Consider the following 21,578-nt stretch of genomic DNA (forward strand, 5'->3'; position numbering starts at 1 on the left):
GCGCCTTGTTTTCTCCTTCTGTATCCGCTGCCTGGGCCTTGGTCCTGGTGGCACCCCTGGCGCTGGCCGATACCCCGCCACCCAGCCCGCTGCAGGAGCAGCTCGCCGAACCCGCGCTGAGCTGCGTAACGCCCGTGCTAGAGCTGTCTGTCAAGGATCGTGAGTGGCTGGAGCCGTTCTATCTGCTGCGCGGCGCACAAGCGGCGTGGAACAAGGAAAACCTGCCGGTGTTGTTCGCTCAGCTGGAGTCATTGGCTGACGATGGTCTGGAGCCGCGCGCCTATCACCTGGAACCACTGCGCCAACTGGCGGCAGTCGATGACCCTTCGCCGCGCCTTTCGGCCTGTGTCGACGTGCTCGCCACCACCGCTTATCTGCAGGCCCTGCGGGATCTGTCCTACGGGCGCCTCGAGCAGGCCAAGGTCGAGCCGCTGTGGCAGCCCGAGAGCATGGCGGTGCAGCAGAGTCAGGCGCCGCTGCTGGCCATCGCCCAGGCGGGGCTGGCCGACCCGGCGCAGGCCTTCGCCCAGGCACGGCCTGATTTCGGCCCTTATCAGCAGCTGCGCCAGCGCTACGCCGAATTGCGCCGCCAGGAATTGCCACAGTGGCTGGCGATTCCTGGCGGCTCGCTGCTCAAGCCCGGCGCCGTTGATGGCCGGGTGCCCTTGCTGGAGCAACGGCTGCAGCTGCACGGTGATCTGTCCCAAGGCGCGCCGGCGCTGGTCGCCGAGGAAACCTCGGTGTATTCCACGGCGCTGGTCGAGGCGGTCAAGGTCTTCCAGCGCAACCACCTGCTCAAGCCCGACGGCGTGGTCGGCCCCGGCACACTGGCCGAGTTGAACCGTTCCGCCAGCGAGCGCATGGATCAGATCCGCATCAATCTGGAGCGCCTGCGCTGGCTGTCCCACGAAATCGAGCCGACCAGCGTGCTGATCGACGTGGCGGGCGCCGAAGTGATGTTCCTGCGTGACCACGCCGTCACCTGGCAGGCGCGTACCCAGGTCGGTCGCCCGGCCCGGCCGACACCGCTGCTGCGATCGCGCATCACCCACCTGACGCTCAACCCGACCTGGACCATTCCGCCGACCATCCTGAAAGAAGACAAGCTGCCCGAGCTGCGCCGTGACGCGGCCGGCTACCTGGCCGCCAACCACATGCAGGTGATCGACTACGAAGGCAATCCGGTAGACCCGCGCGGCGTAGACTGGGAGCGCCCCGGGCGGGTGATGGTGCGCCAGTCGGCTGGTGCGCACAGCCCGCTGGGCAAAGTGGCGATCCGCTTCCCGAATCCGTTCTCGGTGTACCTGCACGACACGCCGAGCCAGCGCCTGTTCGACAACCTGCCGCGGCTGTTCAGCTCGGGCTGCGTGCGCATCGAGCGGGTCACCGAACTGGTCGACCAACTGCTTGCTGGCGCCAGCCCAGGCGAGCGCGCACGTATCGCCAAGCAATGGGAAAGCGGGAACACCTTACGCGCCGACTTGCCGCAGCCGGTACCGATCCTGATGGCGTACTGGACGGCGCAGGTTGGCGCGGACGGCCAGGTACAGTTCCGCCCCGATATCTACGGTCATGACGCTCGTTTGCTGAAAGCGCTGGAGGCGTCGAACCGCATCTAGGATGGATGAGTCCGCTTTGGTGTTTCCCCTGTGAGATAAGGCCATACCCGTGGTTGTCGCGCGCATGGCCGCTCCTACCAGGAGCGCGCAGCGGTAGCTTTTTTCTTGGATTCAGCGATGCCCAGGCAACTGCTCGAACAGGCTGCGGCAGACCCCCGTGATGTGCTCTTCGAGTAATGTGGCGGCGCGCTCGATGTCGCGGGCGCGGCAGGCTGCGAGGATTTCGCGGTGCTCGTGATCGGCGAGATCCTTGCCCTCTGACAGGCTCATCTGCATGCGCAGGTAGCGTTCCAGTTTGTCGTGGATGGAGCGGATCAAGCTGACCAGAAATGGCCGCTGTGCCGGCTCGTACAGGCAGGCATGCAGCTCCCAGTTGAGCTCGGCCCAGCGGCCGACATCGTCTTCGCCGATGAACTCCTCGCAGATGCGCTCGGCGCGGGCAAAGGTGGCTTCGTTCATATTGGGAATCGCCAGGCGAAGCACCTTGTCTTCGAGCAGGATGCGCACCTCGAACATCTGCGCCAGGTCCGGCTCGGAGATGCGCGTGACCACCGCGCCCTTGTTGCGCTGGAACACCACCAGCCCCTCGGCTTCCAGGCGTTTGAGCGCTTCGCGCACGGGGATCTTGCTGACGTTGAACAGCTTGGCGATATCGTCCTGGCGCACCGGCTCGTCTTCGGCAAAATGCCCGGCGACGATGGCGTCACGCAGGTGCTTGGTAATCACCTCGGAGGCAGACGGGGTAATGCCCAGGTTCGGGGCATTCAGGGGAGGTAATGGCACGTGGTGCACCTGCTGGAAGAGGCTTTTGGATATGATATACGAAACCATTACAGTGAATTGCTTGCGCCACTGAACTGCTCGGCCAGTGCGCCGATCTGCTTGCGTCGGTCACGTACGAAGTTGAAGAACGCCTGGGCCACCGGCGACAGGTGCTTGCCGCGCGGGTGCAGCACGCACCAGCTGCGCAGCAGTGGCAGCTCTGCCACTGGCAGCTCGCGCAGCAGGCCCAGCTGCAGCTCGCGACGCACGGCGTGGCGCGGAATCAGCGCCAGGCCCAGGCCGGCCAGTACGCCTTCACGCTGACCCTCCATGGAGCCGACCTCCTGGATCTGCGCGAAGTGGGCGCGCTTCTGGTGGCAGTACTCCTCGCAGGCGCGGCGCGTACCTGACCCCGGCTCGCGTACCAGCAGCGGCCAGTCGCACAGGTCCTGCAACTGCAACGTTTTGGCCTGATTCAGTGGATGGTCCGCCGGCGCCACGGCGATGATCGGGTTGTTGAGAAAGGGCAGAAACTCCAAGGCCATGTCCGATGGCACCTGGGACATGATCAACAGGTCGTCGCGATTGGCGCTTAGTCGCCGCACCGCCTGGGTGTGGTTGACCACCGTGAGCTGCAGGCTGACTTCCGGATGTTCGCGACGAAAAGCGGCGAACAGATGGGGAACGAAGTACTTGGCGCTGGATTCGATGGCCAGGCTCAGTTGCCCCTGCAGCGAGCCTTTGAGGTCGGCGAGCTGCATGTCGAGGCTCTCCAGACGGCCGAAGATATCCTCGCTGGCCCGCTGCAGCGCGTCGGCGGCCTCGGTCAGGTAGAGCTTCTTGCCCACGTAGTCGAACAGAGGCTGGTCGAGCAGCTCCTCGAGCTGACGAATCTGCAGGCTCACGGCCGGCTGAGTGAGAGCCATTTCTTCGGCGGCGCGGCTGTAGGAGCGGTGATCGCACACCGAGCGAAATACCTGAAGCTGCCGAAAGGTCATGCGTAACAATGACTTGCGAATTTTATTCACCGCTCGGGTGGTTTCTTGTTCGCAGAGCATAAGTTTTTACTTATGCAGAACCCAACAAATATTGATTTTGGTTAATTGTTACAGCGGCGTAGGGTTTGACCAAAGACCGGTCTGCAATCATTCGGTCATATATCGACCCTCCAAGGGTTGCCTGTTCACGTGATCGAGGATGTTGGCTCGTGATCAAGAAAATCCTGATCGCCAACCGTGGCGAGATTGCGGTGCGCATCGTGCGGGCCTGCGCCGAAATGAACATTCGTTCGGTGGCCATCTATTCGGATGCCGACCGTCAGGCGCTGCACGTCAAACGTGCCGACGAGGCCTACGGCATCGGCGACGACCCACTGGCCGGCTACCTCAACCCGCGCAAGCTGGTGAACCTGGCCGTGGAAACCGGCTGTGATGCCTTGCACCCCGGCTATGGCTTTCTTTCCGAAAATGCCGAGCTGGCGGAAATCTGCGCCGAGCGCGGCATCAAGTTCATTGGCCCGAGCGCCGAAGTCATCCGCCGCATGGGCGACAAGACTGAAGCGCGACGCAGCATGATCAAGGCCGGCGTGCCGGTGACGCCGGGCACCGAGGGCAACGTCGCGGATATCGCCGAGGCGCTGCGCGAAGGTGACCGCATCGGCTACCCGGTCATGCTCAAGGCCACCTCCGGCGGTGGCGGCCGCGGCATTCGCCGCTGCAACTCGCGCTCCGAGCTAGAACAGGCATTCCCGCGGGTAATTTCCGAGGCCACCAAGGCCTTCGGCAGTGCGGAAGTGTTCCTGGAAAAATGCATCGTCAACCCCAAGCACATCGAGGCGCAGATCCTCGCCGACAGCTTCGGTAACACCGTGCACCTGTACGAGCGTGACTGCTCGATCCAGCGCCGCAACCAGAAACTCATCGAGATCGCCCCGAGCCCGCAGCTTACCCCGGAGCAGCGCGCCTATATCGGCGACCTGGCCGTGCGCGCCGCCCAGGCCGTGGGCTACGAGAACGCCGGCACCGTGGAGTTCCTGCTCGCCGAGGGCGAGGTGTACTTCATGGAGATGAATACCCGGGTGCAGGTGGAGCACACCATCACCGAGGAAATCACCGGCATCGACATCGTCCGCGAGCAGATCCGCATCGCCTCGGGCCTGGCGCTGTCGATCAAGCAGGAAGACATCCAGTACCGCGGCTTCGCCCTGCAGTTCCGCATCAACGCCGAGGATCCGCGCAACAACTTCCTGCCCTCGTTCGGCAAGATCACCCGTTACTACGCCCCGGGCGGCCCCGGTGTGCGCACTGACACGGCGATCTACACCGGCTACACCATTCCGCCGTACTACGACTCCATGTGCCTGAAGCTGATCGTCTGGGCGCTGACCTGGGAAGAAGCCCTGGCTCGCGGCTCCCGGGCGCTGGACGACATGCGCGTGCAGGGCGTGAAGACCACCGCCACCTATTACCAGCAGATTCTCGCCAATGATGAATTTCGTAGTGGGCGCTTCAATACCAGCTTCGTCGACAACCACCCCGAGCTCTTGAACTACTCGATCAAACGCAAGCCGGGCGAACTGGCCCTGGCCATTGCCGCCGCCATTGCCGCCCATGCCGGCCTGTGAGGAACGCACCATGACAAGAAAGATCACGGTTACCGACACCATCCTGCGCGACGCCCACCAGTCCCTGCTGGCCACCCGCATGCGCACTGAAGACATGCTGCCGATCTGCGACAAGCTCGACAAGGTTGGCTACTGGTCGCTGGAAGTCTGGGGCGGTGCGACGTTCGACGCCTGCGTGCGCTTCCTCAAGGAAGACCCGTGGGAGCGTCTGCGCGAGTTGCGCGCGGCATTGCCCAATACCCGCCTGCAGATGCTCCTGCGCGGGCAGAACCTGCTCGGTTATCGCCATTACAGCGATGACGTGGTCAGCGCCTTCGTTGCCAAGGCGGCGGAGAACGGCATCGACGTGTTCCGCATATTCGATGCGATGAACGACGTGCGTAACCTGCGCGTTGCCATCGAAGCGGTGAAGACCGCCGGCAAGCACGCCCAGGGCACCATCGCCTACACCACCAGCCCGGTGCACACCGTCGCGGCCTTCGTCGCCCAAGGCAAGGCCATGCAGGCCATGGGCATCGACTCCATCGCCATCAAGGACATGGCCGGCCTGCTCACGCCTTATGCCACGGCCGAACTGGTCAAGGCCCTGAAGGCCGAGATCGACCTGCCGGTATTTATCCACAGCCACGACACCGCGGGCTTGGGCTCGATGTGCCAGCTCAAGGCCGTCGAGGCCGGCGCCGACCACATCGACACGGCGATCTCCAGCTTCGCCTGGGGCACCAGCCACCCCGGCACCGAGTCGATGGTCGCCGCGCTCAAGGGCAGCGAATACGACACCGGCCTGGATCTGTCGCTGATTCAGGAGATCGGTATGTACTTCCATGCCGTGCGCAAGAAGTACCACCAGTTCGAAAGCGAGTTCACCGCCGTCGACACCCGGGTGCAGGTCAACCAGGTGCCGGGCGGGATGATTTCCAACCTGGCCAACCAGCTCAAGGAGCAGGGCGCGCTGAACCGCATGAACGAAGTGCTGGCGGAGATTCCGCGGGTGCGCGAAGACCTCGGCTTCCCGCCGCTGGTCACGCCGACCTCGCAGATCGTCGGTACCCAGGCGTTCTTCAACGTACTGGCCGGCGAGCGCTACAAGACCATTACCAACGAAGTGAAGCTCTACCTGCAGGGCGGCTACGGCCAGGCGCCGGGCAAGGTCAACGAGCAGCTGCGCAAGCAGGCCATCGGCAATGAAGAGGTGATCGACGTGCGCCCGGCCGACCTGCTCAAGCCGGAAATGGACAAGCTGCGCGGGCAGATCGGCGAGCTGGCCAAGAGCGAGGAAGACGTGCTGACCTTCGCCATGTTCCCGGACATCGGCCGCAAGTTTCTCGAAGAGCGCGAAGCCGGCACCCTGCAACCCGAAGCTCTGCTGCCGATTCCCGATGGCAGCGGCGTGGCGGCAGCCGGTGGTGCAGGCGTGCCGACCGAGTTCATTATCGACGTGCACGGCGAAAGCTACCGCGTGGACATCACCGGTGTTGGCGTGAAGGGCGAGGGCAAACGCCACTTCTACCTGTCCATCGACGGCATGCCCGAGGAAGTGGTGTTCGAGGCGCTCAACGACTACGTCGCCGGCGGCACCGGCAGCAAACGCCGCAGCGCCAGCGCACCTGGCGACGTGAGCACCAGCATGCCGGGCAACATCGTCGACGTGCTGGTCAAGGAAGGCGACACCGTCAAGGCCGGCCAGGCCGTGCTGATCACCGAAGCCATGAAGATGGAAACCGAAGTGCAGGCGCCGATCGCCGGCACCGTCAAAGCCGTGCACGTGGCCAAGGGCGACCGCGTCAACCCGGGCGAAGTGCTGATCGAAGTCGAAGCCTGACCGTTACCGATTAACCTCTGGGGGCCGTGAGGCCCCTTTTTTTGTCTGTCGGCCCTGATTTCTTGGGAGCGGTCGAGAAGGCTGAGTCTCCTTGAGCCTTTGGAAGCGGGCGGGGACGCCCAGTTCATGCCCGCGAAGCTTTCGGGCGCATGGCGCCCTCCCACAATGGACCAGCGACGACCGTTTTTACCTTGTAACTGCCGCTTCTCGCGCATAAAGATCGTGAATCGCTCAATGGCATAACCTTTTCAGAATTCGTTCTAAGCATCTGCTCACCAGTGCCGGCGGGACGGGCTAGAATAGCCGACCGTTTCAATTGGTTATTCGAAGGTCTATATGAATCTCTCCATCCCTGCTGCGGCGCCGGCCAATCGTCCGGGTACGCCGCTGGTGGCCATGGCGCTGCTGCTGGCCGGCGCGCTGGCGCTCACCTTCGCGGTCAGCGGGCGTCAGGCGTTGTTGTTCATCGTCGGCGGTGCGCTGGGCCTGGTGCTCTATCACGCGGCGTTCGGCTTCACGTCGGCCTGGCGCGTGCTGCTCAACGAGCGCCGTGGCGCCGGCCTGCGTGCGCAGATGGTGATGCTGGCCATCGCCGTGCTGCTGTTCTTCCCGGCGCTGTCGGCAGGCACTTTGTTCGGTACGCCGGTCAAGGGGCTGGTGGCGCCAGCGGGCACCTCGGTGATCGTCGGCGCCTTCATCTTCGGCATCGGCATGCAGCTGGGCGGCGGTTGCGCATCCGGCACGCTGTTCACCGTGGGCGGCGGCAACGCGCGGATGCTGGTGACCCTGCTGTTCTTCATCATCGGCGGCGTGGTCGCTACCCATCACCTGGAGTGGTGGTCAGCGCTGCCGAGCCTGCCGCCGACCTCCATCGTCACCAGCCTGGGCCTGGTGCCGGCCTTGGTCGTCAGCCTGGCGCTGTTCGCCGCCATCGCGGCATTGAGCGCGCGCCTGGAGTTGCGTCGTCACGGCAGCCTGGAGCGAGCGGCGCCGAGCGAGCACCAGGGCTGGCAGCGTTTCCTGCGTGGCCCCTGGCCGCTGATCTGGGGTGCGGTGCTGTTGGCGCTGCTCAATTTCGCCACCCTGGCGCTGGCCGGTCGCCCCTGGGGCATCACCTCGGCGTTCGCGCTGTGGGGCGCCAAGGTGCTGCAGGGTACCGGTGTCGACGTTTCCAGCTGGGCGTTCTGGCAGCAGCCGGCCAATGCTCAGGCGCTGGCTGCGCCGCTGTGGGAAGACATCACCACGGTGATGGACATCGGCATCGTCATCGGCGCCCTGCTGGCCGCCGGTCTGGCCGGGCGCTTCGCACCGAACCTGAACATCCCGCTGCGCTCGCTGGTGGCGGCGGTGATCGGCGGCCTGCTGCTCGGCTACGGCTCGCGCCTGGCTTACGGTTGCAACATCGGCGCCTACTTCAGTGGCATCGCGTCCGGCAGCCTGCACGGCTGGTTGTGGCTGGTGGCGGCGTTCGTCGGTAACGGCGTGGGCGTGCGCCTGCGGCCATTCTTCTTCCCGGGCGAACGCCGCGAGGCGAAGCTGACCGGATGCTGACAGCTCGCCCTGCAAAGCCGGCTGCGCTGCTTCTCGGCGCGCTGCTGGTCTTTGCCTTGGGCGGTTGCCAGTTGCCGCAAGAGCGGCTTGGCGAGCTGGCCGGTCAGCACCATCGCTTACAAACGCTCGACAGCAAACCCTTTCCGTTATTGCTCGGTGCCCCAGCCCAGGTGCCGGCGGCGGCGCGTATGCGCGTTTATCTGGAGGGCGATGGCCAGGCTTGGGCGACGCTGTCACAGCCCAGCCTCGACCCCTCGCCGCGCGATCTGCTGGTGGCGCGCCTGGCGTTCGCCGATCCGACGCCCAGCCTGTACCTGGCGCGGCCCTGCCAGTTCGTCACCGCGCCTGGGTGCGCCACGAGCCTGTGGACAAGTCGGCGTTTCGGCAGTGACGTGCTGGGCAGCCTCGACGGGGCGCTCGATCAGATCAAGGCTCGCTACGGCAACCAGACGTTCGAGCTGGTCGGCTATTCCGGCGGCGCCGCGCTGGCGCTCTTGCTGGCCGCGCGACGCGATGATGTCGTCAGTGTGCAGACCCTCGCCGGCAACCTCAGCCCACGCTACTGGGTTCAGTTGCTGCAGTTGAGCCCCCTCGAGGGTTCGCTGGAGCCGCTGGACTACCGCGAGCGGCTGCGCGCCGTTACCCAGCGGCACCTGGCCGGCGATGCGGATAGCGTGGTGCCGGCTGGCGTGCTGCATCACTACCTGGATGGGCTCGGTGAAGCGCGCTGCGTGCAAACCGTCAGCCTGACGCAGGTATCCCACCACACGGGCTGGGAACAGGCCTGGGCGACCTGGCGCTCACAGCCGATAGCGTGCAACGACTGATTGTCCGGTCGCAGGCGCCGAGGCGCGCCGATCACCTGTGCGAACCCCATCGCGCAGCTGAATTGCCTGTTTTTTCCGGCCCTTTCGCGGCCAAGTTGTTATAGCCTTGCCGACCTGGCAACAATCGCCCGCGCTGCAATCGATTGATTCGCCTAAACATTTTGTTACGCCCTCGGGCCTGTGACAGACCATCCGATGTTGCACGGACGCAGTTGCGTTCACTCGCTCGGCACCGCGGCTCTACCAGCCAGCGGTGCCTTCCTGCCGGCCACGAGCCGCACTGGACAGAACAACAAGGACACCCGCCATGGATCAATTTCTCGCTGTGCTCACGGCCATCAGCAGCTTTATCTGGGGGCCGTTTCTGCTCATCCCCCTGTTGCTGCTCACCGGCCTGTACCTGACCATCCGCCTGCGTGGCATCCAGTTCCGCGTAATCGGCCACGCCTTCTGGCTGGCCTTCGTCAAACGCTCGGAAAAGGGCGACGTACCCGGTGACGTTTCCCACTACCAGGCCCTGGCCACCGCGCTGGCGGCGACCATCGGCGTTGGCAACATAGCCGGGGTGGCCACGGCCATCGGCATCGGCGGCCCCGGTGCGTTGTTCTGGATGTGGATGACTGGCCTGGTGGGTATGGCCACCAAGTACTCCGAAGCCTTGCTGGGCGTGAAGTACCGGGTCACCGACGCCAAGGGCGAGCAGAGCGGCGGGCCGATGTACTACCTCACCAACGGTGTTGGCGGCACCCTGGGCAGAACCCTGGGCATCGCCTTCGCGATCTTCGGTGCGGTGGCCTCGTTCGGCATCGGCAACATGGTGCAGGCCAACACGGCGGCCCATCAGCTGCAGGACACCTGGGGCATTTCGCCAACGCTCAGTGGTCTGGTGCTGGCCATCGGCACCGCGGTGGTGATCATCGGTGGCATCAAGAGCATCGGCCGTTTCGCCGCCGGCGTGGTGCCGGTGATGATCGTGCTGTACATCATCAGCAACGTCGCCGTGCTGGTGGTGTTCGCCGATCGCCTGCCGGACGCCATCGCGCTGATCTTCACCGATGCCTTCAGCGGTAGCGCGGCAGCCGGTGGTTTCCTCGGTTCGAGCATCATCCTGGCGGTGCAGATGGGCGTGGCCCGTGGCATCTTCTCCAACGAGTCGGGCCTGGGTACCGGTGCGATCGCGGCGGCTGCGGCGAAGACCGACAAGCCGGTGCGCCAGGCCATGGTGTCGATGACCCAGACCTTTCTCGACACCCTGGTGATGGTTACCTTCACCGCGCTGGCGATCATCGTCACCGGCGCCTGGACCCAGGAAGGCCTGAAAGGCGCGCCGATGACCGCCTGGGCGCTGGAGCAAGGCCTGGGCGGCGGCTGGGGCATCTACACGGTGACCATCGGCGTGCTGGTTTATGCCTTCACCACCATCCTTGGCTGGTCCTACTACGGCGAGCGCTGCATGGAACGCCTGATGGGCCGCGTGGCGGTAATGCCGTACCGGCTGATCTTCTCGGCGGTGGTGTTCGTTGGCGCGGTGACGTCGCTGGAAGTGGTGTGGACCTTCTCCGACATCGCCAACGGCCTGATGGCGCTGCCCAACCTGGTCGGCCTGTTGCTGCTCTCCGGCATCGTGGTCAAGGAAACTCGCGACTACATGAGCCGCAAGAACTGGAAGACCGAGGACTGACGACCCGTAGGGTGGATCACGCTTCATCGATCCAGCGTTGCGCTGGATGTGAAAAACGACGTCCATCCTGCGAGGCTACGAACTCGCCAATGCAAGCGCCCCGCTGATCAGCGGGGCGTTTTCGTTCTGCGGCTCAGGATCACAACCCGCACACGCTGCCGTCGCTGCGTGGATCGGCAGCGCCTTCCAGCACGCCGTTGGGGTGGCGCAGCAGGGCGCCGGCGTGACCCATGGTGTCGCTGAAGACCTCGTCCAGCACGTCGACGACGTGCCCCGCCTGGCGCAACCGCTCGACCAGTTCGGCCGGGAAGCGGCTCTCCAGCTTCAGCGTGGTGCTCACGTCGCCCCAGGTGCGGCCCAGCAGCCAGCGCGGCGCACTGACCGCGGCCTGCAGGTCGCTGCCCAGTCGGTAGCGGCTGAAGATCGCCGCCTGGGTCTGCGGCTGGCCCTCGCCGCCCATGGTGCCGTAGCTCAGGGTGCGGCCATCGTCGAACAGCGCCAGGGCCGGGTTGAGCGTGTGGAACGGCTTGCGCCCCGGCTCCAGGGCCTGCAGCGCGGTCGGGTCGAGCGAGAAACTGATGCCGCGGTTCTGCCAGGCCACCCCGGTGGACGGCAGCACCACGCCGGAGCCGAACTCCCAGTACACGCTCTGGATGAAACTCACCGCGCGTCCCTCGGCATCGATGCAACCCATCCATATGGTGTCGCCCGGCTGCGCCGGTTGCGGCCAGGCCAGCGCCTGTCGCGGATCGATCCTGTCGGCCAGACGCTGCAGGTTGGCGTCGGTCAGCAGGCTCTGCGGGTCTTCCGGCACGCGGCGCGGGTCGGTCACCACGCGGTCACGGATCAGGAAGGCCTGCTTGGTCGATTCGACCAGCCCGTGCACATGGGCGAACCCCTCGGCCTGTTCGATGCCGAGCTTCTCGAAGATGCCAAGGATCAGCAGCGAAGCCAGGCCCTGGGTCGGCGGCGGCATGTTATACAGGGTGGCATCGCTCAGCCGCACGCTCAGCGGTTCGACGACGCGGGCCCGGTAGCCCTGCAGGTCGGCCAGGCGCAGCGGGCTGCCCAGGCGCTCGAGGTCGGCGGCCATGCGCGCGGCCAACTCGCCCCGGTAGAAGTCGTCCAGGCCGGCGTCGGCGAGGCGCTGCAGGGTGTCGGCCAGGGCCGGCTGGCGCAGCAGGTCGCCTTCGCGCGGTGGCTGGCCCTCGCGCAGGTAGACCTCGGCAAAGCCCGGTACGCCCTCCAGCTCGGCCAGCTTGGCGCGGGTCAGGTGCGCCTGGCTGCGGCTGACCACGATGCCGCGCCGGGCGTGACCGATGGCATCGGCGAGCAGCTCGGGCAGCGCCCGCTGTGGCTGCCAATGGGCTGTACGTGCCAGGGCCTCGGCCCAGCCGCCGACGGTGCCGGCCACTGTCAGCGCGGCCAGCGGGCCGCGACTGGGAATCTGCGCGTGGCCGGCGTAGAAATCGCGATCGGCCAGGGCCGCGCTGCTGCCGCAGGCATCGATGGCGATGGGCTGCTTGCCTGGTTCGTGGATCAGCCAGAAACCGTCGCCACCGATGGCATTCATGTGCGGATAGACCACCGCGATGGTGGCCGCCGCAGCGACCATCGCTTCCACGGCGCTGCCGCCAGCCTTGAGCACGTCGCGCCCGGCCTGGGCGGCGAGATGGTGGGGCGCGACGAACAGGCCGCCGGTGGCGTGGGTGCTCTTGAGCATGGATCGTGTTCCTCAGCTGTTTTCAGGTGGGCGCGCATGCCCGGCGCTGGCAGGCTTTGTACCTAGTGCGGTGTTCAGAGCAACTTGCGGTACTGCTCGAACCCCGAGCGTTCGCCGATGCGCTCGTACAGCAGTTTGGCCTTGGCGTTGGTTTCGTGGGTCAGCCAGTGCACCCGTGAGCAGCCGGCCTGGGCCGCCTCGGCGTAGACGTGTTCGATCAGCTGGCGGCCGATGCCGTTGCCGCGCACGTCCTTGCCGATGAACAGGTCCTGCAGGTAGCAGTAGTCGCCGGTGGTCCAGCAGGAACGGTGGTAGATCCAGTGCACCAGGCCGATGGCTTCGCCGTCGCGCCAGGCCAGGGCGGCGAACATCGGTTCGCTCGGGTCGAGAAAGCGCTGCCAGGTCAGGTCGCTGGTCGCCGCATCGATCTCGGTCATGTAGAAGCGCTGGTAGCCCTGCCACAGCGGCAGCCAGGCGGCGTGATCAGCGGCGCTGACGGCGCGGATGTCCACGGGAATGCGAACGGTCATCGGCAGGTCTCCTGTAACTCGGTCGACCGCCATCCTGCGGGGTGACGGCGCTCACCGCAAGCGCAGTGGCTCAGCAGATGACCAGCTGCCCTTTCGGCCATTCACCGTCCCAGCCGCAGGGGATATGCCCGGCCTCGTAGATCTGGATCAGGCTGTCGAAGAACAGTGGCGGCACCAGCGCCTGGCGGTAGGCGGCTTCCATCAGGTAGGCGTGCAGGATCCACTGCAGGTCGGCGAGGACGGCGTTATCAGCAAGGTCGACCGGCAGCTTTTGCCATAGTGGCTGCAGGGCGGTCTTGGCCTGGCCTGCCAGCTCGTTCCAGGCCTGATACTGGGCCAGATGCAGCCGCGCCAGGCGCCCGGTGATGGCGTTGCGTGCCTCCAGCGTGGTGGCTTCCCAGGCGTCGCCGGCCAGCGACGAGCCCAGCTCGCTCTGCTCGATCTGGCGCACGCCGGCAAGCGCCGCCGGCTTGCCGATGTTGGCGAACCAGTCGATGCGCAGCAGGCGCTCGATGGCGGCGGCGGGTATCTGCATGCTCATCGCTCGTTCAGGTAGGCCTTGCCGTAATGCCGTTCCAGGCGTGTTTGAATCAGCTCGAGGCCGATCGACAGCAGCCAGTAGATCACCGCGGCGGTGGTCAGCATCTCGATGTAGCGGTACGACGAGCGGCCGTAGGACTGGGCCAGGAACATCACTTCCCAGACGCCCATCACCGAGATCAGCGACGAGTCCTTGAGCATGGAGATGAACTGGCTGGTGGTCGGCGGGATGATGGTGCGCATTGCCTGGGGCAGGGTCACCCGCCAGAAGATCACCACCGGCTTGAGGCCCAGCGCCAGGGAGGCTTCGCGCTGGCCGGCCGGCACGCCGAGCAGACCGGCGCGGAAGATTTCGCTCAGGTAAGCACCGTAGTTCAGCGACAGGGCGATGATTCCGGCGGTGACCGCACCTGGCACCACGCCCAGCTGTGGCAGGCCCAGGTAGATCAGCAGGATCTGGATCAGCAGCGGTGTGCCGCGAAAGAACGAGGCGTAGAAGGTGGCGATGCCGAACGCCACGGCACTCTTCGAAAGTCGCGCCAGGGCGGTGACGAAGCCCAGCGCCAGGGACGCCCAGATCGAGCAGAAGCACAGGAACAGGGTCAGCGCCGCGCCTTGCAGAAAACCGTTGGGCGCCAGGCTGGTACCGAGCAGGTTGGGCAGCTTGTCGAGGATGATCGAGAACTTCAGATCGAAGCTCAGGAAGAACGCCACGCACAGGGCGAACAGGCTCGCCCAGGTGAGGTACAGGCGAGTGCGAAAGCCGAACAGGCGTTGCAGCAACGACTCGCCCGCCATGGGAGGCGGGCGAGGGGATTCAGGTGGGGGTGTCATTGGCTGATATCGGAACCGATCCACTTCTTGGAGATGGCTGCCAGGGTACCGTCCTGGCGCAGCTCTGCGAAGACGCTCTCGACCTTGGCGCGCCATTCGGCGTCATCCTTCTCGATGGCCACGGCGTTGGGTTCGGCGTACAGCGCGCTGCCGGCCAGCTTGAAGCGTTTGTCCTGATCGATACGCGGCTGGGCGGTGACCAGGTTGGTGAGGATCGCGTCGAGGCGCACGCCGGCACCCAGGGCCAGGTCATGGAAAGCCACGGTGTCGTTGTCGTAGGGCGCAACCTGCACGGCGTCGAACGGATAGACCAGCGGCTTGTCCTCGGCGCCTTCGATGACCAGGTCCTTGTTCAGGTAGCCCTCGTAGGAGGAGGCGCTGGTAACGCCGACCTTCAGGCCCGAGAGGTCCTTGGCCGAGTGGATGCGGTCATCGCTGGCGTTGACTACGATCACTGCCGGCGATGCGTAATAAGTGACCGGGAAATCGAACACCTGGGCGCGCGCCTGGCTGGGCGTCATCGAGCAGATGCAGATGTCGTAACGGCCGTTCCAGCGGCCGGCGGCGATCACGTCCCAGGACGGCGTTTCCAGGCGCAGCTTGACGCCCAGCTTATCGGCCACGGCCTTGGCGACATCGACGTCGAAGCCGTCGAGCTGGTTCTGGTCATTGAGAAAGGAGAACGGCGGGTAGTTTTCCATCAGCACGTTGACCAGCTCGCCGTTCTTCTCGATGCGGTCGAGGGTCGGGCCGGCCAGAGCCAGATTGCAGACGGAGGCGAGGGTCAGGCCGAGGGCGGCGAGCAGAGTGGTTTTCACGGAAATCCTTGGGCGAGAAAAAGGTTGTGAGCGGCAATTTCGGCGTATTAAATAGTTATAAATAGAAGCATCCAAATGAATTGAATGCATATCGATATGACTGGAGCTTATATGAGCGAGCGATCTCTGATTCTGCTGGATGGCGGCATGGGCCGCGAGCTGCAGCGCCGCGGCGCGCCGTTTCGCCAGCCGGAGTGGTCCGCCCTGGCCCTGACCGAGGCGCCGGAGCAGGTGGAAGCGGTGCACGCCGCCTATATCGCCAGCGGCAGCCAGGTAATCACCAGCAACAGCTACGCCGTGGTGCCCTTTCATATCGGTGAGCAGCGCTTCGCCGCCGAAGGCCGTGCCCTGGCCGCGCGTGCCGGCCAACTGGCGCGCAGCGCAGCGGACAAGGCTGGCAAGGGCGTGCGCGTCGCCGGCTCGCTGCCGCCGTTGTTCGGCTCGTACCGCCCGGACCTGTTCCAGCCTGAGCGCGTCACCGAGTTGCTGACCCCGCTGCTCGATGGCCTCGCCCCCCACGTCGATCTGTGGCTGGCGGAAACCCAGAGCGCCATCGCCGAGGCGCTAGCCATTCACGCCCACTTGCCCAAAGACGGCAAGCCGTTCTGGCTGTCGTTCACCCTGCGCGATGAAGACGTGGATGAGGTACCGCGCCTGCGTTCCGGCGAGCCGGTGGCCGAAGCGGCGCGGGCGGCGGCCGAACTGGGCGTCGAGGTGCTGCTGTTCAACTGCAGCCAACCGGAAGTGATCGGTGACGCCATCGACGCGGCGCGCGAAGTCTTCGCCAGCCTCGGTGCGAACGTCGCTATCGGCGCCTACGCCAACGCTTTCCCACCGCAACCCGAGGAAGCCACCGCCAACGACGGCCTCGACCCGCTGCGCGAAGACCTCGACCCGCCGGGCTACCTGCGCTGGGTCGCCGACTGGCGCGCACGCGGTGCCAGCCACCTGGGCGGTTGCTGCGGCATCGGCCCGGAGCACATCGCCGAATTGGCGCAGCGCCTCTGAACGTCGCTGTGCTTTGCGGGTCAGTCGTGGCGTCTATGGCTGATTGAGCCCGGCAGCCGCCGGGCCGGATTGCGAGCGTGTCCATGCAAGCGTTGTTGAATGAAATCCTCGACCAGGTCCGCCCTCTGATCGCCCAGGGCAAGGTCGCCACCTACATTCCTGCCCTGGCCGATGTGGCGGTGGATCAGCTCGGTATCGCCGTCTACGGCAACGATGGCGAGCTGTTCACCGCCGGTGATGCGCACACGCCGTTCTCGATCCAGAGCATTTCCAAGGTGTTCAGCCTGGTGCAGGCCATCCAGCATTCCGGCGAGAGCATCTGGGAACGTCTGGGCCACGAGCCTTCGGGCCAGCCGTTCAACTCCCTTGTGCAGCTGGAGCTGGAAAACGGCCGGCCGCGTAACCCGTTCATCAACGCTGGTGCCCTGGTGATCAGCGACATCAACCAGTCGCGCTTCGCCGCCCCGGCGCTGTCGATGCGCGATTTCGTACGGCGCCTGTCGGGCAACCCCCATGTGGTGATCGACCGCCATATCGCCGAATCCGAATACCAGCACCGCGCGCGCAATGCGGCGATGGCCTACCTGATGCAGTCCTTCGGCAATTTCCACAACGACGTCGAGATGGTGCTGCGCAATTACTTCAGCTACTGCGCCCTGAGCATGAGCTGTGTGGACCTGGTCAAGGCGTTCTGCTTCCTGGCACGCGACGGCTTCTGCAAACACAGCGGCGAGCAGATTCTCAGCGCGCGGCAGACCCAGCAGGTCAATTCGATCATGGCCACCAGCGGGCTTTACGACGAAGCCGGCAACTTCGCCTACCGCGTCGGCCTGCCGGGCAAGAGCGGCGTGGGCGGCGGCATCGTCGCCATCGTGCCGGGGCAGTACACCATCTGCGTATGGTCGCCGGGGCTCAACAAGGCGGGCAATTCCCTGGCGGGTATGGCCGCGTTGGAAGTGCTCAGCGAGCGGATCGGCTGGTCGGTATTCTGAGGAAGCCGGATCGAAGCGCACTTCGATCCCGGCAGGTGTGGGCTGCCTGAGCGGCAGCCGCGCGGTTTACTCGGCGTCGCGTTGCGCTTTGCGCAGCATCTTCAGGTCCTGGTCGCTGCAGGTGCCGGCCACCGGAGCGGTCAGGTCATAGCATGGGTGACGGAAGCCCATCGGCCAGTAGATGATGCTGTACGGCGGCCAGAAGATCGACACGACGCGAAAGCGCGTGCTCAGTTTGCCCTCGGAGATCGGCTGGCCAGTGGTGGTGCTGGTCAGCTTGTACGGCACGCCACCGGCGCGGTTCCAGAAGAACGGACGAATCTTGACCAGGCCTTGCGGGTGCTGCTCGGCGCGCTCGTTGATGGCAACGGTGCTGTTTTCCGGCAGTTTGAAGAAGGCTTTGGTCGAGCAGCCCGTGATGGCCAGGGCGAGCAGGAGGAATACGGCGGAGCGGAACAAAGGCATGGAACGTCCTTGTGAATAAGGGGAATAGACGCTGGCTTACTGTCAGCGGGGCGCGACTATACCGGCTCGTCGCACCCTAATCCATGCCTTACTCCACACGCTCGCCACACAGGTCGAGGCTGAACAGTCGCTCCACTTCGTCCTGTGCCAGGCCGGCACCGAGCAGGGCGAACAGTTTGCCCAGGGCCGCTTCGCGGGTCATGCCACCCGCCGAAATCAGGCCCACCGAGGCCAGCTGGCTGCCGGCGGCGTAGACGCCGAATTCCACATGGCCGCGCGCGCACTGGCTGATCGCTGCCAGCACCACGCCGCGGCCGTGGGCCTCGCGCAGTACGTCGAGCAGTTCGGCGTTGTCCGACGGGCCAGTGCCGCTGCCATAGCACTCCAGCAGCAAACCCTGCACGCCGCTGTCCAGCAGGGCGCCCAGGTGGCTGGCGCGCAGGCCCGGCACCAGCGGCAGGGCGAGCAGGTTGACCGCCTGGCGGCTCTGGCGGAAGTCGATATGCGCAGGCAGTTCGGCCAGGCGCTCGCCCTGGCGCAGGCGCGGCACCACGTGGAAGGCATCGAAGGCATCGCTGCTCAGCTTGCTGACCCGCGCGCCGTGCATCAGGGCACCGTTGAAGTACAGGTGCACGCCAGGTGCCACGCCATCGTGCAGGGCCTGCATGGCGCCGAACAGGTTGGGCCAGGCGTCGCTGTTGTCGGCGCCGGCCGGCAGCATCGAGCCGGTCATCACCACCGGCACCGGCAGGCCCAGCAGCAGAAAGCTCAGGGCCGCGGCGCTGTAGGCCAGGGTGTCGGTGCCGTGCAGTACCAGCACGCCGTCGCAGCCGTCCTGCTCGACGCCCTGACGGATCGCCGCGACCATCGCCAGCCAGTTGGCCTGGGTCATGTTGGCGCTGTCGATCAGCGGCAGCAGCTCGCGAAATACCCACGTCGGTACCTGTTCGTGCTGCTCGGCTTGCTGTGCGCGCAGGCGTGCCTCGAAGCCGGAGGCAGGGGCCAGGCCGCCGGCGCTGGCCTGCATGCCGATGGTGCCGCCGGTATACAGCACGAGGAGTTTTTGTACGGCAGGCATGCCTTTTTCCTTATTGAAAGAATGGGTATGGAAAGGGGCAGGATACATCCGATCGCCACTCGTTAAAGACCCGGGAGGCAATCTCCAGGCCAAGCCGATCCCGGCTCGCTCGTTATCGAGCAAGGGCATCGGCAGGAAAGGGAAAGCCGCCTGCGGGCGGCAGGACCGGATGGCGCGTGGCGCGCCATCCGATCAGGCGGTGCTACTCAGCGCTGAGTCGACAGCAGTTCCGGTGCGCTCTGCGGTTGAGCGTCAACGGCTGGCTTGGCGGTCGGCCAGGAGGCGCGATCCAGGTCCAGGTCAGCGAACTTGGAACCGTCGAACACCGGCTGGTCGATACCGGCCTTGCGTTGCTCGTCGTAGTCCTTCATGACGCGCAGGCCCACTTTGATCAGCATGGCCAGGGCGGTCAGGTTGACGAACGCCAGGCAGGTCATGGTGATGTCGGCGAAGGCGAATACGGTGCCCAGGTTCTGCATCGAACCCCAGCAGATCAGTGCCAGGACCAGGCCACGGTAGGCCAGCAGGGCAACCTTGCTGCGGCCAACCAGGAACTGCAGGGCGTTTTCGCCGAGGTAGTAGTTGTAGAGGATGCAGGTGAACACGAACAGGCTCAGCGCGACGCTGATGAACGTGCGGCCCCAGTCACCGACCACTGCAGCCAGGGAGTTCTGGGTCAGGACGATGCCGTCACCTTCGAAACCCGGGGTGTAGAAGCCCGACAGCAGGATCAGCAGCGCGGTGCAGGTGCAGATCACGAAGGTGTCGAGGAACACGCTGAACGCCTGAACCACGCCCTGTGCGGCCGGGTGCTTGACCGAGGCCACGGCAGCCACGTTCGGGGCGCTGCCCAGGCCGGCTTCGTTGGCGAACACGCCGCGCTTGACACCCATGACGATGGCGCTGCCCAGCAGGCCGGCGAAGGCCGGCTCGAGGCCGAAGGCGCTCTTGACGATGGTGGCCAGCATGCCCGGCACCAGCTCGATCTGGCTGATGATCACGTACACGGTGACGGCGATGTAGGCCAGAGTCTTGACCGGAACCAGCAGGTCGGACACCGAGGCGATGCGCTTGATACCGCCGATGAACACCAGGCCCAGCAGCACGGCCAGAGCGATGCCGCTGTATTGAACCGGGATGTTGAAGGCGTTTTCCAGCGAGTGGGTCACGGTGAACGACTGCAGGCCATTGAAGGCGAAGCCGTAGGTGACCAGCAGCAGCACGGCGAAGACCATCGCCATCCAGCGCAGCTTCAGGCCGTGCTGGATATAGTAGGCCGGGCCGCCGCGGTACAGGCCATCGCCGTCGCTGCGCTTGTAGACCTGAGCCAGGGTACATTCGAAGAAGCTGCTGGACATGCCGACCAGCGCGGTCACCCACATCCAGAACACCGCGCCTGGGCCGCCGAGGGTCACGGCGATGCCGACACCGGCGATGTTACCGGCGCCAACACGGCCGGCGAGGCTGAGCATCAGGGCCTGGAAGGAGCTGAGCTGGCCACCGCTGCTGCGGATCGAGTCCTTGAACACGCTGAACATGTGGGCGAAATGGCGGAACTGGACGAAACGCGAACGCAGGGTGAAGTAGCTACCCAGGCCGACGATAAGCACGATCAACACTTTCCCGGAAAGGAAGTCGTTCAGTACTTCGAGCATGATGAGAATCCTCGATTCTTATTGTGATTGTTCGCAGGCGAACGCTGACGCGAGATGCGGTGGCTAATGTTTGAGCAAGGTGACCCCTCGAACAATTTCGCGGGTCGATACTAAGTGATGCGACCTGATGCTAGAATCACGTCACTCGCATCATCTGAGCCCATCATGTCCAGTCACCTCGGTGAGAATCTGCGGCTGCTCTGCAGCCACTACCGGTCCATTGCGGAGGTGTGCCGCAAGGTCGGCATCAACCGCGCCCAGTTCAACAAGTACCTCTCCGGAGAGAGCCAGCCCACGGCCTATAACCTCAAAAGGATTGGGGATTTCTTCGGTGTCGAGGGCTACGAACTGGGCCTGCCGGGTGAGCAGTTCGCGCGCCTGATCGGCGCCCGTGGCACCCAGATCGGCGCACCGGCGCAGCAGGATCCGTTACACGCGTTGTTACAGCCGTTACGTGATAGCTCCGGTGACCTGTCGCGTTATTGCGGCTATTACTTCGAATACGCCAACTGCATGTCGGTGCCGGGCACCATCTTGCTGTCGCTGGTGCACATGCGTGAGGAGGGCGGCAACTTCATGTTCGAGCGCCAGGAGCGTCAGGTGTTATCCACAGGCGGGCTGGCCGACGACTCGGCGCGCTGCCGCTACCTGGGCGCTGCCTTTCAGCTGCAAGACCGGCTGTTTCTCATCGACTACGAGTCGCTGACCGTCAACGAGATGAGCCAGACCATCCTGATCCCCAGCTTCAAGAGCCGCATCACCCGTCTTAACGGCCTGAAGACCGGGGTATCCAGCGGCGACCGACGTACGCCGGCGTGTACCCGGGTGGTCTGGGAATTTCTCGGCACCGAGATCAATCGCATCAGCACCTACCGCCAGGTGATGCTCTACCAGCCGGACGACCCGCGTATCGACGAAGACATCCGCCAGCGCCTGGCCCATGCGCCGGTGCGTGAAGGGTTGTTCGAGGTGGAGTGAGGCGGTATGGGGAGTACACCTTGATGGGCTGGCGCCCATCCTACAGCCCGAGCGGCTGCGCACGCGTCGTAG

Annotated in this window: 19 protein-coding genes; 9 read left to right on the forward strand and 10 right to left on the reverse strand. The window is 65.1% G+C overall.

What is annotated here, in order from left to right:
• The first annotated feature begins 5 nt into the window (after positions 1-5).
• Positions 6-1,619 carry a murein L,D-transpeptidase gene (locus FB481_RS10080; protein WP_147176244.1) on the forward strand — a complete coding sequence of 538 codons (1,614 nt, stop codon included), beginning with the start codon at positions 6-8 and terminating at the stop codon, positions 1,617-1,619.
• 111 nt (positions 1,620-1,730) lie between these two features.
• On the opposite strand, the gene FB481_RS10085 is transcribed toward FB481_RS10080, so the two are convergent.
• Positions 1,731-2,387, reverse strand: a complete 657-nt coding sequence (locus tag FB481_RS10085; protein WP_372239564.1) for a GntR family transcriptional regulator — start codon at positions 2,385-2,387, stop codon at positions 1,731-1,733.
• A 62-nt stretch (positions 2,388-2,449) separates the two neighbouring features.
• Positions 2,450-3,400, reverse strand: coding sequence for a LysR family transcriptional regulator (locus FB481_RS10090; RefSeq protein ID WP_147176330.1), 951 nt, complete (start codon positions 3,398-3,400; stop codon positions 2,450-2,452).
• A 188-nt stretch (positions 3,401-3,588) separates the two neighbouring features.
• Here FB481_RS10090 and FB481_RS10095 point away from each other — a divergent pair, with 188 nt between their 5' ends.
• The 5 genes from FB481_RS10095 (at position 3,589) to FB481_RS10115 (ending at position 10,885) form a co-directional block, all read left to right on the forward strand.
• On the forward strand, positions 3,589-5,004 hold the full coding sequence (locus tag FB481_RS10095) for an acetyl-CoA carboxylase biotin carboxylase subunit (protein WP_075959423.1): 1,416 nt from the start codon (positions 3,589-3,591) through the stop codon (positions 5,002-5,004).
• 10 nt (positions 5,005-5,014) lie between these two features.
• Positions 5,015-6,826 (forward strand): sodium-extruding oxaloacetate decarboxylase subunit alpha, encoded by a 1,812-nt coding sequence (gene oadA / locus FB481_RS10100; protein WP_147176245.1) that lies wholly within the window; start codon positions 5,015-5,017, stop codon positions 6,824-6,826.
• Between the two features lie 336 nt (positions 6,827-7,162).
• Positions 7,163-8,377, forward strand: coding sequence for a YeeE/YedE family protein (locus FB481_RS10105; RefSeq protein WP_147176246.1), 1,215 nt, complete (start codon positions 7,163-7,165; stop codon positions 8,375-8,377).
• The gene (locus FB481_RS10110) at positions 8,371-9,204 is read left to right on the forward strand and encodes an alpha/beta hydrolase (RefSeq protein ID WP_147176247.1); all 834 of its coding nucleotides are present in this window, start codon (positions 8,371-8,373) and stop codon (positions 9,202-9,204) included. The genes FB481_RS10105 and FB481_RS10110 overlap by 7 nt, the downstream gene beginning before the upstream one ends.
• A 307-nt stretch (positions 9,205-9,511) precedes the next feature.
• Complete coding sequence (locus FB481_RS10115; protein WP_178109862.1) at positions 9,512-10,885, forward strand: sodium:alanine symporter family protein; 1,374 nt, start codon at positions 9,512-9,514, stop codon at positions 10,883-10,885.
• Positions 10,886-11,024: 139 nt separating this feature from the next.
• Here the strand turns inward: FB481_RS10115 and FB481_RS10120 are convergent, their stop codons facing one another.
• The 5 genes from FB481_RS10120 to FB481_RS10140 form a co-directional block, all read right to left on the reverse strand.
• Entirely contained in the window at positions 11,025-12,608 is a 1,584-nt protein-coding gene (locus FB481_RS10120; RefSeq protein WP_147176248.1) for a gamma-glutamyltransferase family protein, read from the reverse strand.
• A 74-nt stretch (positions 12,609-12,682) separates the two neighbouring features.
• Positions 12,683-13,138, reverse strand: a complete 456-nt coding sequence (locus FB481_RS10125) for a GNAT family N-acetyltransferase (RefSeq protein ID WP_177323593.1) — start codon at positions 13,136-13,138, stop codon at positions 12,683-12,685.
• 70 nt (positions 13,139-13,208) lie between these two features.
• Positions 13,209-13,673: a hypothetical protein gene (locus FB481_RS10130; RefSeq protein WP_093501232.1), complete on the reverse strand. Its 465-nt coding sequence runs from the start codon at positions 13,671-13,673 to the stop codon at positions 13,209-13,211.
• Between the two features lie 2 nt (positions 13,674-13,675).
• Complete coding sequence (locus FB481_RS10135) at positions 13,676-14,512, reverse strand: amino acid ABC transporter permease (RefSeq protein WP_147176249.1); 837 nt, start codon at positions 14,510-14,512, stop codon at positions 13,676-13,678.
• On the reverse strand, positions 14,509-15,330 hold the full coding sequence (locus FB481_RS10140; protein ID WP_147176250.1) for an ABC transporter substrate-binding protein: 822 nt from the start codon (positions 15,328-15,330) through the stop codon (positions 14,509-14,511). Before FB481_RS10140 ends, FB481_RS10135 begins: the two co-directional genes overlap by 4 nt.
• A gap of 111 nt (positions 15,331-15,441) precedes the next feature.
• Here FB481_RS10140 and FB481_RS10145 point away from each other — a divergent pair, with 111 nt between their 5' ends.
• Positions 15,442-16,338, forward strand: coding sequence for a homocysteine S-methyltransferase family protein (locus FB481_RS10145; RefSeq protein WP_147176251.1), 897 nt, complete (start codon positions 15,442-15,444; stop codon positions 16,336-16,338).
• 83 nt (positions 16,339-16,421) lie between these two features.
• Positions 16,422-17,330, forward strand: coding sequence for a glutaminase B (gene glsB, locus FB481_RS10150; RefSeq protein ID WP_093500889.1), 909 nt, complete (start codon positions 16,422-16,424; stop codon positions 17,328-17,330).
• A 66-nt stretch (positions 17,331-17,396) separates the two neighbouring features.
• Here glsB and FB481_RS10155 read toward each other — a convergent pair whose 3' ends face one another.
• The 3 genes from FB481_RS10155 to FB481_RS10165 all read right to left on the reverse strand — a co-directional run bounded on the left by FB481_RS10155 (position 17,397) and on the right by FB481_RS10165 (position 20,528).
• Positions 17,397-17,795, reverse strand: coding sequence for a hypothetical protein (locus FB481_RS10155; RefSeq protein ID WP_093500887.1), 399 nt, complete (start codon positions 17,793-17,795; stop codon positions 17,397-17,399).
• A gap of 88 nt (positions 17,796-17,883) precedes the next feature.
• A complete protein-coding gene (locus FB481_RS10160; protein ID WP_147176252.1) occupies positions 17,884-18,873 on the reverse strand; it encodes an asparaginase in 990 nt (329 codons plus the stop codon).
• Between the two features lie 206 nt (positions 18,874-19,079).
• Positions 19,080-20,528 (reverse strand): sodium:alanine symporter family protein, encoded by a 1,449-nt coding sequence (locus FB481_RS10165; RefSeq protein WP_147176253.1) that lies wholly within the window; start codon positions 20,526-20,528, stop codon positions 19,080-19,082.
• A 165-nt stretch (positions 20,529-20,693) separates the two neighbouring features.
• Here FB481_RS10165 and FB481_RS10170 point away from each other — a divergent pair, with 165 nt between their 5' ends.
• The gene (locus tag FB481_RS10170) at positions 20,694-21,506 is read left to right on the forward strand and encodes a helix-turn-helix transcriptional regulator (protein ID WP_093500881.1); all 813 of its coding nucleotides are present in this window, start codon (positions 20,694-20,696) and stop codon (positions 21,504-21,506) included.
• Positions 21,507-21,578: the final 72 nt, after the last annotated feature.

This window comes from Pseudomonas sp. AG1028, from assembly GCF_007993955.1.
Taxonomy (GTDB): domain Bacteria; phylum Pseudomonadota; class Gammaproteobacteria; order Pseudomonadales; family Pseudomonadaceae; genus Aquipseudomonas; species Aquipseudomonas straminea.